This window comes from Aequorivita echinoideorum (assembly GCF_018476645.1).
GTDB lineage: Bacteria > Bacteroidota > Bacteroidia > Flavobacteriales > Flavobacteriaceae > Aequorivita > Aequorivita echinoideorum.
In genome coordinates this window covers 58,127-78,438 of record NZ_JAHCTB010000004.1, presented here as the reverse complement: position 1 = coordinate 78,438, position 20,312 = coordinate 58,127, and the positions used below count along the sequence as shown (strand labels likewise).

22 protein-coding genes are annotated in these 20,312 nt (G+C 36.8%); 8 read left to right on the top strand and 14 right to left on the bottom strand.

What is annotated here, in order from left to right; genetic code table 11:
* Nucleotides 1–12: 12 nt before the first annotated feature.
* The 7 genes from pfkA to KIV10_RS09570 form a co-directional block, all read right to left on the bottom strand.
* A complete protein-coding gene (gene pfkA, locus KIV10_RS09600) occupies nt 13–999 on the bottom strand; it encodes a 6-phosphofructokinase (RefSeq protein ID WP_214113300.1) in 987 nt (328 codons plus the stop codon).
* Nucleotides 1,000–1,568: 569 nt separating this feature from the next.
* Entirely contained in the window at nt 1,569–3,410 is a 1,842-nt protein-coding gene (locus tag KIV10_RS09595; protein ID WP_214113299.1) for a CocE/NonD family hydrolase, read from the bottom strand.
* Nucleotides 3,410–4,735 (bottom strand): tRNA lysidine(34) synthetase TilS, encoded by a 1,326-nt coding sequence (tilS, locus tag KIV10_RS09590; RefSeq protein ID WP_214113298.1) that lies wholly within the window; start codon nt 4,733–4,735, stop codon nt 3,410–3,412. The genes KIV10_RS09595 and tilS overlap by 1 nt, the downstream gene beginning before the upstream one ends.
* A 9-nt stretch (nt 4,736–4,744) precedes the next feature.
* A complete protein-coding gene (locus KIV10_RS09585) occupies nt 4,745–5,449 on the bottom strand; it encodes a DUF3307 domain-containing protein (protein WP_214113297.1) in 705 nt (234 codons plus the stop codon).
* Nucleotides 5,449–6,141 (bottom strand): fumarate hydratase, encoded by a 693-nt coding sequence (locus KIV10_RS09580; protein ID WP_214113296.1) that lies wholly within the window; start codon nt 6,139–6,141, stop codon nt 5,449–5,451. The genes KIV10_RS09585 and KIV10_RS09580 overlap by 1 nt, the downstream gene beginning before the upstream one ends.
* 124 nt (nt 6,142–6,265) lie before the next feature.
* Nucleotides 6,266–7,570 (bottom strand): aminodeoxychorismate synthase component I, encoded by a 1,305-nt coding sequence (gene pabB, locus KIV10_RS09575; RefSeq protein WP_214113295.1) that lies wholly within the window; start codon nt 7,568–7,570, stop codon nt 6,266–6,268.
* Nucleotides 7,570–8,112: an NADPH-dependent FMN reductase gene (locus KIV10_RS09570; RefSeq protein ID WP_214113294.1), complete on the bottom strand. Its 543-nt coding sequence runs from the start codon at nt 8,110–8,112 to the stop codon at nt 7,570–7,572. Before KIV10_RS09570 ends, pabB begins: the two co-directional genes overlap by 1 nt.
* 121 nt (nt 8,113–8,233) lie before the next feature.
* Between KIV10_RS09570 and KIV10_RS09565 the strand changes: the two genes are divergently transcribed.
* Nucleotides 8,234–8,767: an RNA polymerase sigma factor gene (locus tag KIV10_RS09565; RefSeq protein ID WP_214113293.1), complete on the top strand. Its 534-nt coding sequence runs from the start codon at nt 8,234–8,236 to the stop codon at nt 8,765–8,767.
* Between the two features lie 3 nt (nt 8,768–8,770).
* Entirely contained in the window at nt 8,771–9,568 is a 798-nt protein-coding gene (locus KIV10_RS09560) for an anti-sigma factor (protein WP_214113292.1), read from the top strand.
* A 226-nt stretch (nt 9,569–9,794) separates the two neighbouring features.
* On the opposite strand, the gene KIV10_RS09555 is transcribed toward KIV10_RS09560, so the two are convergent.
* Both KIV10_RS09555 and KIV10_RS09550 read right to left on the bottom strand, forming a co-directional pair.
* Nucleotides 9,795–10,433, bottom strand: a complete 639-nt coding sequence (locus KIV10_RS09555; protein ID WP_214113291.1) for a DUF4331 family protein — start codon at nt 10,431–10,433, stop codon at nt 9,795–9,797.
* Nucleotides 10,434–10,450: 17 nt separating this feature from the next.
* The gene (locus KIV10_RS09550; protein WP_214113290.1) at nt 10,451–11,143 is read right to left on the bottom strand and encodes a DUF4331 family protein; all 693 of its coding nucleotides are present in this window, start codon (nt 11,141–11,143) and stop codon (nt 10,451–10,453) included.
* 143 nt (nt 11,144–11,286) lie between these two features.
* Between KIV10_RS09550 and KIV10_RS09545 the strand changes: the two genes are divergently transcribed.
* Nucleotides 11,287–12,486 carry an LETM1-related biofilm-associated protein gene (locus tag KIV10_RS09545; protein ID WP_214113289.1) on the top strand — a complete coding sequence of 400 codons (1,200 nt, stop codon included), beginning with the start codon at nt 11,287–11,289 and terminating at the stop codon, nt 12,484–12,486.
* A gap of 20 nt (nt 12,487–12,506) precedes the next feature.
* Here the strand turns inward: KIV10_RS09545 and KIV10_RS09540 are convergent, their stop codons facing one another.
* The 4 genes from KIV10_RS09540 to KIV10_RS09525 form a co-directional block, all read right to left on the bottom strand.
* Nucleotides 12,507–13,262 (bottom strand): LytR/AlgR family response regulator transcription factor, encoded by a 756-nt coding sequence (locus KIV10_RS09540; protein WP_214113288.1) that lies wholly within the window; start codon nt 13,260–13,262, stop codon nt 12,507–12,509.
* Nucleotides 13,263–13,313: 51 nt separating this feature from the next.
* Nucleotides 13,314–13,622, bottom strand: coding sequence for a 2TM domain-containing protein (locus KIV10_RS09535; RefSeq protein WP_246516260.1), 309 nt, complete (start codon nt 13,620–13,622; stop codon nt 13,314–13,316).
* A 10-nt stretch (nt 13,623–13,632) separates the two neighbouring features.
* The gene (locus KIV10_RS09530; RefSeq protein WP_214113286.1) at nt 13,633–13,941 is read right to left on the bottom strand and encodes a 2TM domain-containing protein; all 309 of its coding nucleotides are present in this window, start codon (nt 13,939–13,941) and stop codon (nt 13,633–13,635) included.
* A 96-nt stretch (nt 13,942–14,037) separates the two neighbouring features.
* Complete coding sequence (locus KIV10_RS09525) at nt 14,038–15,366, bottom strand: 2TM domain-containing protein (protein ID WP_214113285.1); 1,329 nt, start codon at nt 15,364–15,366, stop codon at nt 14,038–14,040.
* A 202-nt stretch (nt 15,367–15,568) separates the two neighbouring features.
* On the opposite strand from KIV10_RS09525, the gene KIV10_RS09520 reads away from it, so the two are divergent.
* From KIV10_RS09520 to KIV10_RS09510, 3 genes are read left to right on the top strand one after another with little or no spacing between them, the layout of a single operon-like run.
* Nucleotides 15,569–16,189 (top strand): YdeI/OmpD-associated family protein, encoded by a 621-nt coding sequence (locus KIV10_RS09520; RefSeq protein WP_246516259.1) that lies wholly within the window; start codon nt 15,569–15,571, stop codon nt 16,187–16,189.
* Nucleotides 16,189–17,307 carry an adenylate/guanylate cyclase domain-containing protein gene (locus KIV10_RS09515; RefSeq protein ID WP_214113284.1) on the top strand — a complete coding sequence of 373 codons (1,119 nt, stop codon included), beginning with the start codon at nt 16,189–16,191 and terminating at the stop codon, nt 17,305–17,307. Before KIV10_RS09520 ends, KIV10_RS09515 begins: the two co-directional genes overlap by 1 nt.
* Nucleotides 17,308–17,334: 27 nt before the next feature.
* Nucleotides 17,335–17,691, top strand: coding sequence for a hypothetical protein (locus KIV10_RS09510; RefSeq protein ID WP_214113283.1), 357 nt, complete (start codon nt 17,335–17,337; stop codon nt 17,689–17,691).
* Nucleotides 17,692–17,767: 76 nt separating this feature from the next.
* On the opposite strand, the gene KIV10_RS09505 is transcribed toward KIV10_RS09510, so the two are convergent.
* Nucleotides 17,768–19,045: an NAD(P)/FAD-dependent oxidoreductase gene (locus KIV10_RS09505; RefSeq protein ID WP_214113282.1), complete on the bottom strand. Its 1,278-nt coding sequence runs from the start codon at nt 19,043–19,045 to the stop codon at nt 17,768–17,770.
* Between the two features lie 114 nt (nt 19,046–19,159).
* On the opposite strand from KIV10_RS09505, the gene KIV10_RS09500 reads away from it, so the two are divergent.
* Nucleotides 19,160–19,654, top strand: a complete 495-nt coding sequence (locus KIV10_RS09500) for an RNA polymerase sigma factor (RefSeq protein WP_214113281.1) — start codon at nt 19,160–19,162, stop codon at nt 19,652–19,654.
* A gap of 6 nt (nt 19,655–19,660) precedes the next feature.
* The gene (locus KIV10_RS09495) at nt 19,661–20,308 is read left to right on the top strand and encodes a hypothetical protein (RefSeq protein ID WP_214113280.1); all 648 of its coding nucleotides are present in this window, start codon (nt 19,661–19,663) and stop codon (nt 20,306–20,308) included.
* The last annotated feature ends 4 nt before the right edge of the window (nt 20,309–20,312 follow it).

Sequence of the window (20,312 nt, the reverse complement as noted above, 5' to 3'; positions counted from 1 at the left end):
AAAAATTGAATATTATATTGAAATAATATCAGCAACTCGAATTAATTCCAAATCAATTTTGTGTTTCGTTTTTACTGTATTTTTAAATAGAACCGAAGTAATTTTGTTGTGGACAATGCCAATCATTACATCGCTTTCACCATTTATGAGCGCATCTACGGCACCCACTCCTAACCTGCTGGCCAAGACCCTGTCATAACAACTGGGAGATCCGCCACGCTGAATGTGGCCAAGTACAGTAACACGAACTTCATATGCTGTGAGGTTATTTTCTATATATTCTGCAAGCTCAAAAATATTTTTCCCAATTTGATCGCCTTCCGAGACAACAATAATGCTCGAAGTTTTCCCGGATAGTTTGCTTTTTCTAAGTGATTCCACGAGTCTATCCTTACCCATATCCTGTTCAGGAATTAAAATTTCCTCAGCTCCTGCGCCTATTCCGGCATTAAGGGCAATGTCTCCGGCATCGCGACCCATGACTTCCACTAAAAATAATCTGTTGTGAGAATTTGCCGTATCCCGAATTTTGTCAATAGCCTCAACCACAGTGTTCAGCGCGGTGTCGTAACCAATAGTGTAGTCAGTTCCATTTATGTCATTATCTATGGTACCCGGCAATCCTACAATTGGAAAATCAAATTCTTCGTTGAAAACGGAGGCGCCCGCAAAAGTTCCGTCACCGCCTATAACAACTAAGGCATCAATGTTAGCTTCCTTGAGATTTTTGTATGCCAATTTTCGACCGTCTGCAGTTCGGAATTTTTGGGAACGTGCCGATTTTAAAAAAGTGCCACCACGATTGATAATATTTTTTACGGATCGTGCATCCAGCGGTTTGAAATCCGCCTCCATGAGACCTTCATAGCCTCGAAAAATACCCACGCAATCCAATTTATGAAAAGCACACGAACGCACAACGGCACGGATGGCAGCGTTCATTCCCGGAGCATCACCGCCACTGGTAAGTACTCCAATTTTTTTAATTTTTTCGCTCATTGTTGTAAAGCTACTACATTATTGGAGTTTGTACAATCAGTTATAATTACTATAACGTTTTCGGTTTATATTTTAATGAAAAATGTGCAGAAAAAATATATTAAATGTTTGAATACGTATGTAACTTACCTCTAAAATTATCAATTATAAATTGTCCATTTATCCTGTTCCTACTCAAAAATATTTTAGTTTGAATAAGAATTGGGATGAGATTTACTTCTATTATACTACAAGAAAGTTGATTCAAATAATTCAAAACTAAGTATTTGATTATTAAATTTATGTAGAAAATCTCCGTGAAGGTCTTTGTTTACTATATGTTATAGGATATGACGGCATGGATAGAAAAAAATTGATCCGTAACTAAAAAATACGTGCATGTACGTATAGTATAGGTGCAATTAGCATGCTATATTTGAAACATAGAATTAGTGGATAGTGTACTGCAGACTATTTTTTGTGGGGATAGAAAATAATCTCAGTGCAATTTTAAAGTTTACTAAGTTAGGTTTGTTAATAATTTCCCGGCCAATGGCCGGGAAATTTATTTTTTGGCCTTCCCTAATCTATTACTTCAGCACTGTAAATTCAATGGAAGAATCGTTATAAACCCTGTGGGTTTGTTTTTTGAAATCTTCCTCTTTGGCTTCAAAAATATTCGGAACAAAGGTTTGTGGATTTAAATCGATCAAAGGAAACCATGTACTCTGTATCTGTAGCTGAATTTTATGTCCTGCTTTAAATGTATGGTTAATGTCCTGAAGCTTTATATTTACATCGGTTTTTTCATTGGGAACAAAAGCTTCCGGATTGCTGAAGCTATTCCTGAAACGCCCGCGCAAGATCTCACTGCGCACCATCATGTGGTAATTTCCCATTTTTAAATATTCTTGGGTTTCAGGAAAATCTTCGGCATCATTCGGCAATACATCTATCACCTTTACTACCCAATCTGCATCTGTGCCCGTAGTTGAAACATTCAGCTTTGCCAAAATTTCTCCAGCCATTGTAATGTCCTTTTCTAAAATCGGGGTTTCGAATACCAACACATCTGTACGGCGTGCCGCAAAACGTTGGTCATCCGTCATATATTTTCTGGGTGTGAAAACCATTTTTATATCCTCAGAATATGGAACTGGCTTTTTGGGATCACTAACAAATTCTTCAAAAGTTGTGGTATTACTTGCGCTCTCAGCAAGCTTTTGATTGCTTTGCAGAAAATAGGTTTTCTTTTCAGTCTGCTCTGGTGGCCACTGTTCAAAAGATTTCCATTCTTTTGTTCCGGTGTCAAAAACATAGGCTTCCGGTAAACCGCTATTTCCTTTCCCATTATTTTTTAGAAAATGATTGAAGAATTTAGTTTCCACGTTTTTTTGATAATTCAAAGAAATATTGTCCCCAAAATACACATTGCCAATGGCCTGCCTAACTTTGGTTCTTGACCAATCACCGTGGCTCCACGGTCCAAAAACCAAAGTGTTGTAATTGTTGCTTCGTTTTTCAATATTTTTATATGTTTCAAACGGACCATACAGATCTTCTGCATCAAATAGCCCACCAACGACCATTACCGCTGGTTTAATGTTTTCCAAATGCTGAATTATGCCTCGGCTTTCCCAGAATTCATCATAATTGGGATGTTTTTTCAATTGTTGCCAAAAAACATTGTCCTCTTTGTAATATTTATCCAGATTTGACAAAGGCCCAGCATCCAAAAAAAACTGATATTGATCCTTTGATCCCAACTCCGGAAATTGATACCAATCTTCCTTCACAGGTTTTGTTTTTTCATAACCAAATAAGGCTGTTGCGCGCCAATAGCTCAATAAATATGCGCCATTGTGGTGAAAATCATCAAAAAAGAAATCGCCTATGCAGGCCTGTGGCGAAACAGCTTTCAATGCCGGATGAGAATCCAGCAACGAATATGTAGCGTAAAATCCTGGGTAACTTATGCCCCAAATGCCCACATTTCCATTATTATTCTTTACATTTTTTACCAGCCATTCAATAGAATCATACGTATCGCTTGCTTCATCAACCTGCTTTCCCTTTTTGTTGGGAATGTACGCACGCATATTATCATAAACGCCTTCACTTGCCCAACGACCGCGTACATCTTGGTACACGACAATATTTCCCTCTTTCATTAAAAATTCATTGGGACCAATTTTTGACCGAAATTGATCTTCGCCATAAGGCTGGCAGCTGTAGGGTGTTCTCTGGAAAAGTATGGGATATTTCTTTGAAGTATCCTTCGGCGCATAGATTACGGTAAACAATTTTATTCCGTCGCGCATAGTAATCGTGGTTTCTGTTTTTGTGTAATTTTCCTTTACAAAATTTTCATCCTGCGCAGTCGCTAGATTGAAAATCAATAAAAACGCGAAAACCAATTTTATTTGTCTCATTATTTTTTCTCTTTAAAATAAGTTATTTTGAATATTTCTGAAGTGGTTTCCGTCACCTTAAAACGTTCGTCCATCCTGTGGCCAATTACCCAAATAACTTGATTGTTGCTGGTAAGAAGCCAAATTTTATCCTTTTGTGACAAAGATAGCTTTTCATCTTTGAAGAATTTGCTCAATTTCTTTTTTCCCTTCATCCCGAAAGGTTGAAACTGGTCTCCTTCCTGCCATTTTCTTAGCTTTAATGGAAATTTTAGTTTATGAAAATCAAAATGTGCAATGTTCTTTTCAGTCTCACCAATATACTTTTCAGTTTCAAATTTTAGGCGAATGGGCTCACTGATTTCGGGTGTTTCTTTTGAAATTTCAAATTCAGAAAAATTTTCTTCGGAAGAAATCTCAGAAAGGAATAATAGGTCTCTGTTTTTTAAAAGTTGGTGCGTTTCAGAAAAGACCCGTTTCCCGGTTTGCGCTTCCAATAGATTATAAACATCTTCCCAAGCTGTAAATCCAAAACCGGATAAAAGCTCAAAAAGAATAGCGCGCGGATGTGGCAATTCCTGTAATTTTTCAATATTTATGCTGTAACCATCGGCAGTTTCGGCAATAATAAGTTTATAGACAAGCGCCATATAATCCTCAACCAAATGCTGTGATGCGCGCAAATTCTGCCGTGATTTCTGAAAGTTGCGCAATAATGAATTTGCCGCTTCCTTGTATTGAGGAATAACATCCAGCCTTAATTTGTTTCGCAGATAATCCGGTTTCGCATTGCTACTATCCTCTCGCCAGGAAATTTTATTTTCTTTGGCATATTCAAAAATTTCTTCCCTTGAGACATTTAAAAAAGGTCGAATGATTTTCTCATTTTGAAAGGGAATTCCCGTAAGACCTTGAAGGCCGCTACCTCGCGAAAGATTTATCAGAAATGTTTCCAAGTCGTCATCCAAATGGTGGGCAGTCAATACATAATCATATCCAAAATTTTTCAAAATTTCTCCAAACCAATGATAGCGAAGGTCGCGCGCTGCCATTTGTGTTGAAACTTTATTTTCCGCTGCGTATTTTTTTGTTTCAAACGTTTCGGCAAAAACTGGGATTTCCATTTTTTTTGCCAGCCCTACTGTAAACATTTCATCCCCGTCACTTTCTTTTCCGCGAAGCGAAAAATTACAATGTGCCAAGGCAATTTGAAATTCCAAACTTTTCATCAAATATGCCAAAACCGTACTATCGAGTCCGCCGCTACAGGCAATCAGCAGTTTTTTTTCTTTCAGAAATGGAAAGTTTTCGTCAATATTTCTTTTCAAAATAGCTTGTAGTTCCACAATTACATTTTAGAAGAGATTAATGATTATCCCGGTGATTACGGCAATTCCGAAACTGAGCATTGTGCCAATTAGTACATATTCGGTTTTGAGGGTTTCATTATTACCGTAACGTAAAATGGATTTTGCAGCTATGAGAAATCCAACGGCGGAGTACTGGGAAACAATGATGAATGTAAGTGTTAATATACGTTCCAACATACCAATTACCTTACCGGCATTTGGCATCTCATTATCACTGCTCACCATAATATTTGTGCTAGAAAAAACTTCCTTTATAAAAATATTGGCCGGTTTTAAGCAAACCAAATAGGCAGTAATAATCAATAAATATTTAAAATTAAATGAAATATGTACAGTAGGGTTTATTCCCTGAAATTTATCGAAAAAGAATGCAACGATGAACAAAACCAGTAGATGCAGGGCTTGATCTATAAAGAATGCATATTTTCCGAGCAGATTACTGTTGCACAGATTTTTTTTGAAACCATCAATTATAAAATGTGTCGCGCCAATAATTGCTGCGCCCCACAAAAAATCAAATTGAAGTGAAAACAACCAAGATAGCCCAAAACACAACAAAGCGTGCCAGTACAAGAAATTGCTTTTGAAACCTATGGAATTTTTATTCTGTGCAAGTTTATCTGTTTGAAAAAAATAATCCAAGCACAAATGGGCCAAAAACTGAAGCAATAAAAATGTTTTAAAGTCCATCAATTTGCGTTGGAGATTACGTGATTAAAATAGCGCACTGCTTCATCCAGCGCGTTCCAGCCAACGCTCGTGGAATGCTGATTGACTGCAGATTGCCCGATCCCGAGTTTTTTTGCGATCTGTTCCTCTTGATAATCCATTAATTTAAGGTAGACCACCTCGCATTGACGGGAAGTTGCCTTGGTCATCAAAACATCGATCAGTGCAAGGATAGGTTGAAAATTTCTATTGAAATCATCATAATTTGAAGTGAAGAACAATGTGTTTTTTATTACAATCCGCTCTTTATTATACGTTGAGCTTCCGCTGATTTCGCGTCCGGAAAGGTAAATGGCTTCCCCATCAATAATTCCTTCCTCGGCATTGAAACGGCTCAATTCGCCATAGCCAATTGCCAGCCTTATTCCGTGGATTTTGAATTGCTTTGCGCGCTTTTTTTCTTTTTGGTACGTTTTAATTTCCAGCGGAATTGCCTTAATATAGCTTTTTATCGCCAAGGCAACCCGTAGGCCTTCTTCCGCTTTTGGCACCACGCATTCAATATAATCGCCCTTAATAATTCGGCCATAAATATTGAAGCTATTTTTTAACTCTGTCAATAATTCCTCCAATTTTTCTTCCACGAAAATACGATCCGCACTGCTCAAGCTCGTTGAGGAAATAATATCACCAGAAATAACGGAATATTTCATTTATCCTTTTTTTTCAAATATATCACTTTATTGGTATTTAAACTAATAAAATTATTATATAAGCTAAAATGCTAATAAAATATATTTATAAGCAATAAAACTAATAAATATGATTTATTAGTTTTTAATCAAAAGATGCGCCCAGAACTTTCATCATTGCATTCGCTTTTAAAAGACATTCCTGATATTCATTTTCGGCAATAGAAGAAGCGGTAATGGCACCACCAACAGAGAAACTAATATACTTTTTATTTGAATTATACAGGATACTTCGTATAACCACATTGAAATCAAAATCTGCTTCTGGGCTGAAATAGCCGATGGCTCCACTGTAAAGTCCACGTTTGGAATCTTCTAACTCCTCAATTATCTGCATCGCAGAAATCTTTGGAGCACCGGTCATACTCCCCATAGGAAATGTGTTTCTCAAAATTTCGACAGAATTGATTTGCGGTGAAATGGTACACGAAATGGTAGAAATCATTTGGTGTACCTGTTCAAAAGTATACACTTTACAAAGTTCATCCACGTTAACGCTTCCTTTTTCGGCAAAGCGGGAAAGGTCGTTACGCACCAGATCTGTAATCATAATGTTCTCGCTGCGTTCTTTCGGGTCTTCTGCCAGATTTTTAGCCGTCAAGGCATCTTCGGTATTTGTTTTATGGCGTTTTGCCGTTCCTTTTATAGGCTGGGAGATTACATTTTTCCCTTCCTTTTTAAGGTAACGCTCGGGCGATGCCGAAAGAGCAAAATAGTGATCGAGTTTCAAAAATGCAGCAAATGGCGCTTTGGAAATTTCATTGAAATGGAAGAATATCGCAAAAGGATCTATTGATGCAAATTCCGAAAAAAACTCTTGGCACAGATTGGCTTCATAAATATCGCCACGATTTATGTGTTGAAGCATTTGGTTTACTTTCTTCAAATAAGTTTTCTTCGTTGTGCGCTCGCAAATTTTAAACTGATTTTTTTCAGAAGTTGAAATTTCTGGAATTTCTGTAAGAAGAATTTCCTGCCAATCGGAGTCCATTTTATCTGCAACAACGTTTAAATATAGCAATTCCACGGAATCGTGGGTAAATAGAAAAATTTTTTTCGGCTGAAAAAAATAAAGATCTGGAAAATCCAATCCATCAAAATTATTTGATGAAAGTTTTTCAACGTCATTTTTCAAATCATATGTAAGGTAACCAAAAATCCAATCGGTAGTAATGCTTTGATACTCTTTCAATTTATCGAAAGCTCCAAATTGATCGGTTTTTACCGAAGTAAATGCATCAACGGCCAAAATTGCTTCGTACCGGGAATATTTGTGCACGTGTGCGTTGCTATCCAGCCAAATAATTTCATTGTATTGTTGTGCCCAAGCAAGTAGTTTTTTTTTCAGAGTGTCGTCCAAAGAAAGGAAATGGATTTTCGAAGCACGCATTACTGTTCAATTTGGTGTAGGAAATTTTGGAGTACATCCATAAATCCCAGTAACAGCAATTCATTTGAAATGCTTTGTTTTTCTTCTGAAAAATTTTCTGAAAAGGAAGGGAAGCTGAAACTTTCAACTACCTCACCTCCAAAACGTGCGAAACTATTCTTTGTGTATTCAAGTGCTGATGCTCCTCCACGTTTACCGTTTGAAGTACTCATTAAAAGAATTTTCTTTCCTTCCAAAAATTTGCGATCCAAGCGGGAGAGCCAATCAAGCACATTTTTGAAAAATGCGGAGACCATACTATTGTGCTCATTGACCGAGATAATGAGTGCATCTGCCTCTTTTATCTTGTTCATCAACATTTTTAGATTTATGGAATACCCTTTTTCCCTCTCTATATCTTCACTAAAAACGGGAAGTTCAAAATCTATAAGTTTTATGCTATTGATGGTATACCCAGCCACTTGCGATGCCGCAAAATTTATGAGTTTTTGATTGATCGATCTGCTACTATTACTACCGCTGAATACTAGAATGTTTTTCATTTTTCAAAGTTATTGAAAAGAAAAAATTCCTGCGCTTTCAAATTGAAAATAAAAAGATTGCTTTTGCAAAGATTTATAATTGATTAAAATCATTAAATTTACCTTCAACAAAAAAACTCTTATGGAACAACCCAACGCTTTGATCCTGGAAATGCAAGCGGGCAACGAAAAAGCATTTTCAAAAATTTATTCCATGTACAGCGAGGCTATTTATGGAATAATTTACAGCATCGTACTCGATGAAAGCGCGGCCGAGGAAGTGCTTCAAGATGTCTTCGTAAAAATTTGGAATAATTCTGCATCCTACAACATAAATAAAGGCCGATTTTTTACTTGGATTTTAAATATAGCACGCAATAGCGCTATTGATGAAACGCGTTCAAAATCATTTAAAAATTCTAGAAAAAACCTAAGCACGTCCAATTTCGTAGATATCATATCATCGTCAGATAGCTTGAATACGAAAACAAATTCAATAGGTATCAAAAAATTTGTGGAAGCCTTAAAACCCAAATGCATAAAAATTCTAGACCTTTTATATTTTAAAGGTTTTACACAGGCTGAAGCATCAAAAACTCTTGATATCCCTTTAGGAACTTTAAAAACAAGAAACCGAAATTGCATCAACGAATTGCGTGCAATGGTTTTAGGATAAAATATGACAGCAGCAGAGCTTATAGAATCAGGCAAGCTTGAAATGTACCTTTGCGGTGCGTTACCAGCGGAAGAAATTGCTGAAGTGGAAGAAGCAATAGAAACTTACCCGGAAGTAAAAAAAGAAACTGAAAGAATTGAGGAATCGCTTATAGAACTTGCAGAAAAAGTTGCTCCAACACTTTCTGCAATGGTGTGGAGCTATATTCTCAATTCCATTAACAAAGTAAAAACCCTTGGAGATTCTGAAAGCAAATCTACCAATTGGGGTGCAATCACTGGTTGGGCAGCCGCTATCTTGTGCATAGGTGGAATTATGTGGATGCTAAACCAAAACAATAATCTAAATAAAAGTGTTGAACTTACCAATATTGAAAATTCTGAGCTAAAGGAAAATCTAAATGAAGCTGAAACTTCACTAGCCGCAAATGAGGAAGTTTTGGAAATTTTGAGGTCAAGGGAATATCAAACCTTTACATTGCCGGGCAACCAAGCTGTTGCTCCTGATGCCTTCGCAAAAGTATATTTAAACAACAATGACGGTATTGCGTATATAGATGTAAAAGGGTTACCCGAAGCGCCGCGTGGCAAGGTATACCAGGTTTGGTCGCTTGTAATGGAGCCATTGACACCAAGCAGTATGGGATTGGTCGAGGCACAAAATGAAGTGGCTAGCGGCATTTATAAGTTTACCGATTTTCCAAAAGCGGAAGCTTTTGGGATAACATTAGAGCCAGAAGGTGGTAGCGAAACCCCCACCCTAACCCAACTCTACATTTTAGGACAAGTTAAAACACTATAAATTATAATTCCCAGTTTTTAAAAACCCGCACGTAATACTGCGGGCTTTTTTATACAATAAAAAACGCCCACTCTCGTGGGCGCTTCAACTAACAAAAAAACTCTGAAAAACCGGTGTTGTCCGGTCTATGAACATCTATCACGACTGATAGATAACCAACCTCAATTACATTTACGAAATAACTGAATGTTTGGTTTTCAGAATAGTAATTTTTTTTCTGAAAATTTTATTCTTGAAATGGTTCAGCTAAATAAGGAAATGATGGGCTGAACGGTTTGTCATTAGCAGGAACATTATCACTTGTAAATTCTGGATTTTCAGTACCATCCGCACCGCCAAAAATAAATAACAATGTGGCATCTACTACATCATCTTCTAAAGAACGCCCTGTCAAAATATTGGTTCCATCATAATAGCTGGTTTCCCCAGTTTCAGCTAACCAAAGCACATCTGTGGATAGAAAAGTGGCAAATTCCTCAGGATTATATGCCAAAACATTGGTAGTATAATCTGGATTTATATCCATTAATAATTTTGACTGAAATCTATCTTTATAGAAAAATCCCATTTGTGACGGAACCGTTGTATTGAAATCATCCCGGAATCCATCGCTCCCGAAAATTGAATTTATTTCGGGTCTTCCTGCTTGATCTTCCTGCACGAATATTCCGCTCAAATCCAAAAATTCTCCGCAAGGCTCGCAGGCCGGTCCACCGCAATCGATTCCCTCTTCTTGGGCATTTTGAATCCCATCGGAGCAGGTTTCCTGGAAAATCACGTTTCCATTTTCATCGTCGTCACATTGAACTAAAAAGACTGAAATCAATACTGCTGCAAAAAGAAATTTATATCTATTGTTTTTCATTTTTATTTCTTCTAAAATTATCTTCTCCTTTTTGTTTCAACCCAAACATTATATATTGGTCTATCTGGAGCAAACGGATTTACACCAACTGTTCCGCTGGGCAATAATGATTTTGGGAATTCTACCACAATGCTTAACACATTGAGACCGGCGTATCTATCAGTGCCGGGATTATCAAATCCTTCAGAATCTTCATTGTTTATAACTTCATTGAATTGATTCAAATCAAAAAAATAGGGGTCGTCCCGTGGGCCTGCAAAAAATTTTTTGCCATTGACTTCAGCAATTTGAACATCCGTCACAGAGCTTATCAAAACACTGTCCCGGGCAATGGAACTTAAAAGTTGGCTTCGGTTTTGATCCTGTACCGGCGCAGCGGGACCAAAAAAGTACATATAATCCCCGCTCGGTATTGCTTGTATTACAAAATCTTCAAGTAAGTCATTGTCAACATCTATATTGAATTCTGTCAAAACATTTTCATCAAAAATAGCTTGCTCCGTGGTTCTTCCGGGTGATAAAATTCCCTGAAGGTTTGCAACGAAAACAAAATTATTGGGGTCTGGAGATTGAAATGCATAAAAATCCGCAATATCTGATGATGTTCCAGAAACTCCGGGGCCATCAAGATGGTCAGCGGAAATAAAAAACACCGAAATCGCTGCGATTGCAAGCGCCGCAACGGTGCCAAAAAGTTTTGGTCTTTTCATAGTATTCAATTTCATATTTTATAATTTTACCCTCAAATTTTAGGATACTTGGAAAACGTACATATTACTAAAAAAGTGTCTGTAAATTTTTGCGAAGGTAACGTTCTCCCTTTGAAAGTCGTAAAAATAATGATAATTAAATTATGAACCCTTCTGCGCCAGACTGGATCCAAAAATTTCTGAATAGGTTCGATAAAGTTGTGCTTATTGAAAATTTTGGAACTGAGGCAGAATTCTATCAAGACCTTAAAAGAATCGGGTTTGTTTATGGACTTTCCGAAGCCGCACTTCCGCAGGAAAGCTTGAGCAATCTTAAACTAACGCGGGAGGAATTTACAAAAGTGAATCTTTTTCACTGCTTGTTATTTCAATATTTTCAGGCGCACAATGAAAATTCTTTTGATGATGCCGTAAAAACAATTCTATCCTTCTATAAACAATTGGAAAAGGGAAAAACAGGCTTTTTTCAGAAATTGTCGCTAACCCAAAGTCCATCAAACAATCTTGAAAATATTCTGGCGGCGCGGTTACAGGAAGCGAATACCTTACTAAAGAAAAACACCATTTCACTATTAACGTACGCACTTCTTTTTCTGGATGTGCTTACCTTTCGATATTGGTTGCGGAAACCGGATTCAGCGAAGGAATATTATAAGGAAATTGAAAAAGCTGTGCTAACTGCTTGCTTTTTTACACTAAAATCAAAATTCAAAAAAAACAAGTACGATAAATTGTTGATTGATCTTTTTGAATCTTCTTCGGAATATTGGAATGCTTATACCGAAAGTAATGATATTGCTTTTTTGAAATCCCTGAATTATATAGGTGCCGACGCAATTTTGGAAAAAAAATACATTCAGGATTTGTGCTGTCTTACTATTTGGGAAGATTTAAAATTGGACGAAAACGAATATCAGTTCTTGAAAAAATTAAACGACACGCTTGAAATTCCAGAAATTTCGCTTCAGGAAAGTTTGCTTCAGTTGAAGCATTTTTCAGAAAAGCATACTGAAAAACTGCATCTTTTTGAATATTCGCATCCCGTAAAACAATTTTATAAGCAGTCATCCGCCACCGTAAAATTATTGATTATCCGGAACAAGGATAGATTGGCAAGAGAGCTTGAGGAAAGTGGCGAACTTGTAATATTACTGCGGCAATCTACCAAACGTGATCTTACTACAGCTGAAAAAAGTAAGGTAAAGGAACAACTTTTGGATATTTGCAAGAGCATTCCCAGCCTCACTATTTTCCTGTTACCTGGCGGGAGCGTGCTTTTGCCCTTGCTTGTAAAATTTATCCCAAAACTTTTGCCATCCAGTTTTCACGATAATAGAATTTAATACATAAAATAAATTCTGAATTACTCTAGCCAAAGTTTAAAATCCTTCACTTTTTCACGCGCCACGATAACTTCCTGCCCACTAAAACTATTGAGTTTCAACTGAAGTCGGGAATTGGTGTAGGAAATAATATCCTTTATGGCATCAATATTTATAAAGAATTTACGGCTAATCCTGAAAAACTTTTCCGGAGAAAGTTCGGTTTCCAGCTGTTCCAAGGTTGTTTCGAGCAGATAATCACGGCCATCGACAGTGTGGGCGTAGGTTCCTTTATTTTCAGAATAAAAACATTCAATTTCATCTGCTGAGATTATTTTTATGTGCTGGCCTATTTTTGTTGTAAATCGTTTTTTATACTCGCGTTCCACCGGATTGACGAGTAATTTTTTGATATCCTCAAAATTGAATTGTACAGCTTGTGCCTGCGGTTTTAGACTTCGATATTTTTTTACGGCGGCAGTTAATTCATCCTCATCAATTGGTTTCAGCAAATAATCAATACTATTCAATTTAAACGCCTGCAGCGCATATTCATCAAATGCTGTTGTGAAAATTATGGGACTTTTAATAGATACTTTTTCAAAAATTTCAAAGGATAACCCGTCACTCAATTGAATATCCAGAAAAATTAAATCTGGGTGCGCGTTTTCTGTAAACCATTGCACGGATTCCTCAACGCTGTGAAGCATTTGGTTAACGGCAACATCAAGTTTTTCAAGCATTCGTTGCAAATGTCGAGCAGATGGTTTTTCGTCTTCAATAATTATTACATTCATTTTGTGGCGCGTTCAGGTTTTGAATTTTATTTTTTCTGAAATGATTTATATCTAAAAATTATCCTTTTCCAAAAATTCCCGGATTTTTCGATCTTCCCAGCGTTTCAGAAAATTGTTTTTTGAATTTAGAAAAAATAAAACGTAAAGTCCGTGAGATACCAATCCAAATCCCCAGAAAAAGGCCGTGATATAATTGGTCCAATGAAATAAATCAACTGCTTTTGAATTAAAAACATTGGCAGAAACAAGGATTATGGCGAGATTAACAACAATATAAACTGCCAAATGGTTGTAAAAACCTTTCAATGCCTCCAGTTTCTTTCTAGCCTCTAAATAGGCTTTATTTTTGGGATAGTCCATAGTTTCCATATTAAAATCGTGTTGGATTATTTCGGTTTTCCTCTTCCTGCATATATTTTTGAAGTTTGCGCTCCTCCCAATCCCTTCCGAAAAATGGAGTCCATTCAAAAACTTTTAAGGCTTTAAAAACAATGCCAATTCCCCAACCAAAAGCCGCCCACAAAAACCAAGGATAACGCCACTCATTTGTATAATAATTAAGGGCTGCCAGCGCCGCAATGAAAATGATGTAAAACATCAAGCTACTGTAAAATTTATTAATTTCGGCAACGCGTTGCTTCGCTTTAAAATATTTGCTGTCCTTTGTATTTGGTTCCATAATTTTGGTTTTTAATTATACTTTAAAAGTACTATCAATTTTTTTGGAAGGAAATAAAAACCTACCCAACCGTTGATAAACGGGGCTGAATTGTAACTATTCCTCCTTGTCCATCAATTCGCGAATCTTGCGCTCTTCCCAATTTTTTCCGAAGAATGGATTGTAGTTGAAAGTTTCAGATGCGTGGCTGGCTACGCCCATTCCCCAACCCAAAATCGGGAAAATTGCCCACGGAAATCCCGCAGAAGAGAGAAAATTCAAATAAATGAAACCGGGGACACAAAGCAAATACACGCCAAAATGGATGTAAAAGCCTTTCAGTTGTTCTACCCATTTTTTGGCGAGCTTGTATCTCTTTTCAGAAATAAATTCAGTTGTTGTGTTCATAAATTGTATATTTTCGGTTAATATTGGAATACTTACTATAAATTCTTTTTCATTTTTGTGAATTGAAACGGGACGCTGCGTCAACAGTTTATAACGATCGTGAATGTTGCGAAGCCCAACCCCCGTACTTTCCCTCAAAACCTGTTTGGGTTGCACATTGTTGGCCACGACCAGATTGCCATTTTCTTCCCTAATAGTTATGTGAAGTTTCTTTGAAGGCATCACCTGATTGTGCTTTACCGCATTTTCAAGCAAGAGCTGAAGCGAAAGCGGTACCACTTTGGCTTGCGGATCTATCAAAATTTCGGGAGCCTCAAAAACGATGCTGTCCTCGAAACGAACCGCTAAAAGAGACATATATAATTTCGCAAAATTCAATTCTTCTTCAAGCGTCACCAATTCCTTATTTTTCTGTTCCAAAACATAACGGTAAACTTTGGATAGTGAAGTAGTAAAACGTGTGGCTGCCCGCGGATTTTCCTCAATCAAGCTTGTCAAAACATTTAAACTATTGAAAAGAAAATGAGGATCCAACTGATTTTTAAGCGCATCAAATTTTGCGGAAGCCGTTCCTGCTATTATTTTTTGCTCCGTAACACGTTTTTCCTGTTTGTTTCGGTAGTAATAGACGGCATAAAAAATAGAGGTGACAACAATTGAAATTATAAACGAAATGTAATAGAAGCGGATATTTTCGTAGGTAATGAATTCAGTAAAAGTCCTTCCCTTTATAGCTAATTCGGTGAAGATTCGTAATAAAAATAAACTTAAAACGGTAATGATGATTCCGCCAACAAGTCCCTTCACAAGATTTTTGACCTTAAAAACGGAGTTCGGAAATTGCTTCAATAAAAAACCGAAATAATGCGCATTCACCAAATACAACACTACGGAATATAATTGGTTGTAGAGAAAAGCAATAAGCAATTGCTTGCCACTCGAGTAGGTATATCCATTGATATATTCAAGAACACTAATAATTATAAATACCAGCGTGCCTATAAAAAATGCTTTTCCGATATCTTTTATAAATTTCATTTGTGGTTTTATTGGGATGAAAATAGATTGATTTTACAACTAGAAAATTCTTTCTGATTTCTATTTTTAAATTTCACATTTCAAAATTGCACTACAATCTAAAAAATTCAAAAGAGAATTTACCGAACTGTAAAAAATAAGTTCTGAACCGTAATGAAGCATTTCAATTAATAATTTTTATTGCAATGTAAAACTATCAAAAATGGTATCTTCGAAACAAAAAGCCATGACCGATTCCGATAAAGTGGATGCCTTTCTTGAAAAGCAAACGCAATGGAAAACCAAGCTAACGCAACTGCGCGAAATATTCAAAAAAACCGAACTCAAGGAAGAAGTGAAATGGGGCAAGCCCACATATACCTATAAAGGGAAAATGGTCGCGGCCATTTCAGATTTCAAAAACCACATAGCGCTCTGGTTTCATCAAGGCGTTTTTTTACAGGATAAAAAGGAAAAATTGGTGAATGCGCAAGAAGGTGTGACAAAAGCGTTGCGGCAGTGGCGCTTTACAAAAGAGGATGAAATTGATGAAAATTTGGTCGCAGAATATATTAATGAAGCAATTGAAAATACCAAAGCCGGCAAAGAATTGAAAAAAACGGCGAAAAAGCCAATTGAAATACCTCAGCTTTTACGGGAGGCGCTTGAAAAAGATAAATTGCTCCAAAAAAATTTCCAGGCCTTAGCTCCCAGTTGCCGCCGCGAATATTCAGAATATATTGCGGAAGCAAAACAGGAAAGCACCAAAATACGACGATTGGCAAAAATACTTCCGCTTATAATGGAGAAAAAAGGTCTTCACGATAAATATAAAAAAGCGTAATGGCCATAAAACCTAATTTTGAACGATACAACAGCCGGCAAATCTGGTTTTATGCCAGAAGGGCCTTTTGGATTTTGGTTGCGTGGACAATTATTAGCAACATCATGTTCTTTTACGAGTTTATCACGCTTAAAAGCAACGGCGTGCTTAGTTCGGCTTATGATTTTCATTCGGCTTTTACCGCAAATCTTATAGTTGCCATTTCTGCCGGAATTATCGGCGGCATTTTCACCGTAAATTTAATGGAACGGTGGCTTCGGCGATTGGTTTTTTGGAAAGCCCTTATTTATTTGATTCTGGCATACACTGCCACGGCATTGCTTGTGGGTACTATTGGTGCACTTTACTTGAATAGTGAAGAAATAGGACTCCCCTATTACAGCTGGGAAGTTTTATCGCAAGTTCCCGTGTTTTTCGCTACATGGCTTTTCATAAAAAATTATTTCATTTGGTTGTTGATTGTACTAATCACCTTAATTGTTTTAATGGTGAATGATAAATATGGCCCCGGTGTATTTCCTGATTATTTGAGGGGAAAATATTTTAGGCCAAAGCACGAACGCCGCATTTTTATGTTTGCCGATATTAAAAATGCCACTGGAATAGCCGAGAGTTTGGGCGAAGAAAAATATTTCAATTTTTTGAAGGATTTTTTTAGGCACATAGCACCCGCCATCGTGCAAACACACGCTGAAGTTTACCAATATGTAGGCGATGAAGTGGTGGTATCCTGGAAAATGAAATGGGGCCTGAAGCGTGGAAATGCCATTCAATGTTTTTACAGCATGAAACAAATTATTGCGTACAAAGCACCAAAATATTTAAAAAAATATGGTGTGGTTCCAAATTTCAAAGTGGGATACCATTTTGGGACCGTGATGGTTGGAGAAATAGGGCAAATAAAGCGTGACATCGCTTTTTCAGGGGATGTGCTGAATACTACCTCAAGGATTCAAAGTATGTGCAATGAACTTGGTGTTGAAATTTTGGCTTCAAAGGAATTTGCCGATATAGCATACAAACTTCCAAAGGGTGTGACCAAAAAAGATTTGGGAAAGGAAAAACTACGGGGAAAAAGCGAAGAAATTAGTTTAGTCACATATTTGAGGAATGATTAGTGATTCAAGATTTTAAATTTTTTACTTATGAAAACAGATAATTACACTAAAATTATTTTAACAGTAATAGCCATTTGTCTTACCATAAATGTAGTGAAGGAATTCAATGTAATTCCCTCAGCCTACGCAACGGTTCCAGAACCTGCGAACGCTATACCAAAGGGATATAAACTAGTGCCTGCAACAGATGTGCTTGATGTTCGGTTAGTTGATATTAATACGTACGATGAATTGAACGTGAACCTAAAAAAGGTGAGCACGTATGATGAAGTACGCGTGAATTTAAAGAAAATTGAAACTACGGATGAATTGGACGTAAATCTTGACGAAATTGGCGGTGGCTGGGTTTCCAACGGTGGACCAGTTCCGGTTAAGGTTCAATAGTTGAATTATTCGTATAATCTTTTAGTCTTAACTGTCTTGTTACCCTTTTGTCATTTAATTATCAGGTCAACTAAAACTAAATTCCCTTTTTAAACGGCCTGATAATCAATCGTGCGGCACGATCATAATTGATATAACTATATGTCCAATTAAAGAATGTAATGACCCGGTTTCTAAAACCAACCAAAAACCAAAGGTGTACAAACATCCATAAAAACCAAGCCACGGCGCCTCCAAAGTGTAGTTTCTTAATATCTACGACAGCTTTATTTCTACCTACCGTTGCCATCGTACCTTTATCAAAATATTCAAAAGGCTCCATTTTTTTGTTTGAAAACATTCGTTTAAAGTTCTCACCCAAATTTTTACCTTGCTGAATAGCCGGTTGCGCCACCTGTGGGTGCCCTTTCGGGTATGCATCGCTTTCCATTAAGGCAATATCGCCTAGCGCATAAATAGCATCAAAACCTATAATTCGATTAAATTTATCAACCTTATAACGATTTGCTTTTTCAACCAAAGCCTTCCCATCTATACCTTTTACCAATGCTCCCGTAACGCCCGCTGCCCAAATAAATGTTGCGGTTTCAAACTTTTTGCCATCCTTTGTGGTTACCGTCTTGCCATCATAATCTTTAATAAAGGTTTTTAAATGGACTTGTACGCCCAGGTTTTCAAGATATTTCTGTGCCTTTTTTGAAACCGTTTCGCTCATGGGCGGCAGCACTCTATCCAATCCTTCAATTATGTGGACATTCATTTCATCCTCATCGAGTTCAGGGTAATCATTTTCTAAAATTCCTTTTCGGAATTCTGCCAAAGCACCCGCAAGCTCCACCCCTGTGGGTCCAGCACCGGCAATCACAAAATTGAGCAGCCTTTTGCGTTCCGTTTCATCATCCGTAATATCAGCCTTTTCAATATTCTGAAGCATTAAACTTCGAATATTTAAAGCCTGCGGAACGGTTTTCATTGGCATACAATTATTTTCAATATTTTCATTTCCAAAATAATTGGTACGCGTTCCGGTAGCGATTACCAGATAGTCATAAGTTAGATTTCCTATAGATGTAACAATCTCCTTGTGTTCCGCATCAATTCTATTGACTTCTGCCAATCTAAAATGAAAATCCGTATGCTTTCTGAAAATTTTCCGAAGTGGATATGCAATGGAATCCGCCTCCAGCCCGGCCGTTGAAACCTGATACAGCAATGGCTGAAATGTGTGGTAGTTATGGCGATCAAACAATACAATCTGCGCCTTTAGTTTTTTAAGTTTTTTTATGAAGTTGATGCCTGCAAAACCACCGCCAATTACAATAATTCGCGGATTTTTGGTGTTGGGAATGTTCATGGGTTTTAATTGTAGATTACAAAATTACAGTATGTGGATGGGTCTTTGTTTATTTTTTTGAATTTTGTAACAAAGTATTTTTTTAAACACTAATAGAAAGCCAACAAACAACCATTGAACAAAGAGCTGGAACATAGTTTTGTAACCCAACTGCAAGAGAACCAAAACATTGTGCATAAAATCTGCCGTTTATATACTAACGATTCAGATTCCCACAATGATCTTTTTCAGGAAATTACCATTCAATTATGGAAAGCCTTTCCCAAGTTTAGGGGAGATTCAAAATTTAGTACGTGGATGTACCGTGTGGCACTGAATACCGCTATTACACTCTATAGAAAATCAAAACGTACCATAAACACCCAGGATTATGAAGGCGTAAGTTTCAAAATAGCTTCGGAACCGTATGACGATACCGAAGAAAAACAATTGAAATTAATGTACAGTGCCGTAAAAGATTTGAATGACATTGATAAGGCTTTGGTTTTTCTCTATTTGGAAGATAAAAATTATCGGGAAATTTCAGAAACACTAGGTATAACCGAAGTAAACGCACGCGTGAAAATGAATAGGATCAAGGAAAAATTACGAACTGTTTTAAATCCGTAACCCACTATGGATGAATTAGATATATTAAAGAAAAAATGGCAGCAGCAAGAGGAAACGCTCCCGCAGCTTTCCTATAAGGACATTTACAAAATGATTCTGAAAAAGTCTTCTTCCATCGTGAAGTGGATTTTCTACATAAGCATAGCCGAAATTGTGCTGTGGACTGTTCTATCTTTCTTTGTACCGGAATCAAGCAAACAAATCAATGAAAAAATGGGATTGGATGGCGTGTTTTTGGCATTCAATATTATCAATTATTTGATCTTTATAGGTTTTATCATTCTATTTTACAGAAATTACATCAAAATCAAGGTCACGGATTCTATTAAAGAATTGATGCAAAATATTATAAAGACCCGCAAAACGGTAAAATATTTTGTGATATATAGCGTAAGTACTTCTGCGCTTTTATTGATTGGGACAAATATCTATTACTATTTCAATCAACATCAACTTTTTACTTTAATCGATAAATACCTTCAGCAAAACCCGAATATGACTGAAGAAGAATTTCTTCAGATATTCTTTATAATACAAGTTGTTTTGGGATTGATTGTAATAGGAATTATGCTGCTTTTCTACAGGATTGTGTATGGAATTTTACTGAGAAGATTGCACAACAATTACAAGGAACTGGAAAAAATCGAAATGTAAGTTC

Coding starts and splice junctions, on each gene's coding strand:
- pfkA (WP_214113300.1), bottom strand. CDS start 999: ATGAGCGAAAAAATTAAAAAAATTGGAGTACTTACCAGTGGCGGTGAT.
- KIV10_RS09595 (WP_214113299.1), bottom strand. CDS start 3,410: ATGAGACAAATAAAATTGGTTTTCGCGTTTTTATTGATTTTCAATCTA.
- KIV10_RS09585 (WP_214113297.1), bottom strand. CDS start 5,449: ATGGACTTTAAAACATTTTTATTGCTTCAGTTTTTGGCCCATTTGTGC.
- KIV10_RS09580 (WP_214113296.1), bottom strand. CDS start 6,141: ATGAAATATTCCGTTATTTCTGGTGATATTATTTCCTCAACGAGCTTG.
- pabB (WP_214113295.1), bottom strand. CDS start 7,570: ATGCGTGCTTCGAAAATCCATTTCCTTTCTTTGGACGACACTCTGAAA.
- KIV10_RS09570 (WP_214113294.1), bottom strand. CDS start 8,112: ATGAAAAACATTCTAGTATTCAGCGGTAGTAATAGTAGCAGATCGATC.
- KIV10_RS09565 (WP_214113293.1), top strand. CDS start 8,234: ATGGAACAACCCAACGCTTTGATCCTGGAAATGCAAGCGGGCAACGAA.
- KIV10_RS09560 (WP_214113292.1), top strand. CDS start 8,771: ATGACAGCAGCAGAGCTTATAGAATCAGGCAAGCTTGAAATGTACCTT.
- KIV10_RS09555 (WP_214113291.1), bottom strand. CDS start 10,433: ATGAAAAACAATAGATATAAATTTCTTTTTGCAGCAGTATTGATTTCA.
- KIV10_RS09550 (WP_214113290.1), bottom strand. CDS start 11,143: ATGAAAAGACCAAAACTTTTTGGCACCGTTGCGGCGCTTGCAATCGCA.
- KIV10_RS09545 (WP_214113289.1), top strand. CDS start 11,287: ATGAACCCTTCTGCGCCAGACTGGATCCAAAAATTTCTGAATAGGTTC.
- KIV10_RS09540 (WP_214113288.1), bottom strand. CDS start 13,262: ATGAATGTAATAATTATTGAAGACGAAAAACCATCTGCTCGACATTTG.
- KIV10_RS09535 (WP_246516260.1), bottom strand. CDS start 13,622: ATGGACTATCCCAAAAATAAAGCCTATTTAGAGGCTAGAAAGAAACTG.
- KIV10_RS09530 (WP_214113286.1), bottom strand. CDS start 13,941: ATGGAACCAAATACAAAGGACAGCAAATATTTTAAAGCGAAGCAACGC.
- KIV10_RS09525 (WP_214113285.1), bottom strand. CDS start 15,366: ATGAAATTTATAAAAGATATCGGAAAAGCATTTTTTATAGGCACGCTG.
- KIV10_RS09520 (WP_246516259.1), top strand. CDS start 15,569: ATGGTATCTTCGAAACAAAAAGCCATGACCGATTCCGATAAAGTGGAT.
- KIV10_RS09515 (WP_214113284.1), top strand. CDS start 16,189: ATGGCCATAAAACCTAATTTTGAACGATACAACAGCCGGCAAATCTGG.
- KIV10_RS09510 (WP_214113283.1), top strand. CDS start 17,335: ATGAAAACAGATAATTACACTAAAATTATTTTAACAGTAATAGCCATT.
- KIV10_RS09505 (WP_214113282.1), bottom strand. CDS start 19,045: ATGAACATTCCCAACACCAAAAATCCGCGAATTATTGTAATTGGCGGT.
- KIV10_RS09495 (WP_214113280.1), top strand. CDS start 19,661: ATGGATGAATTAGATATATTAAAGAAAAAATGGCAGCAGCAAGAGGAA.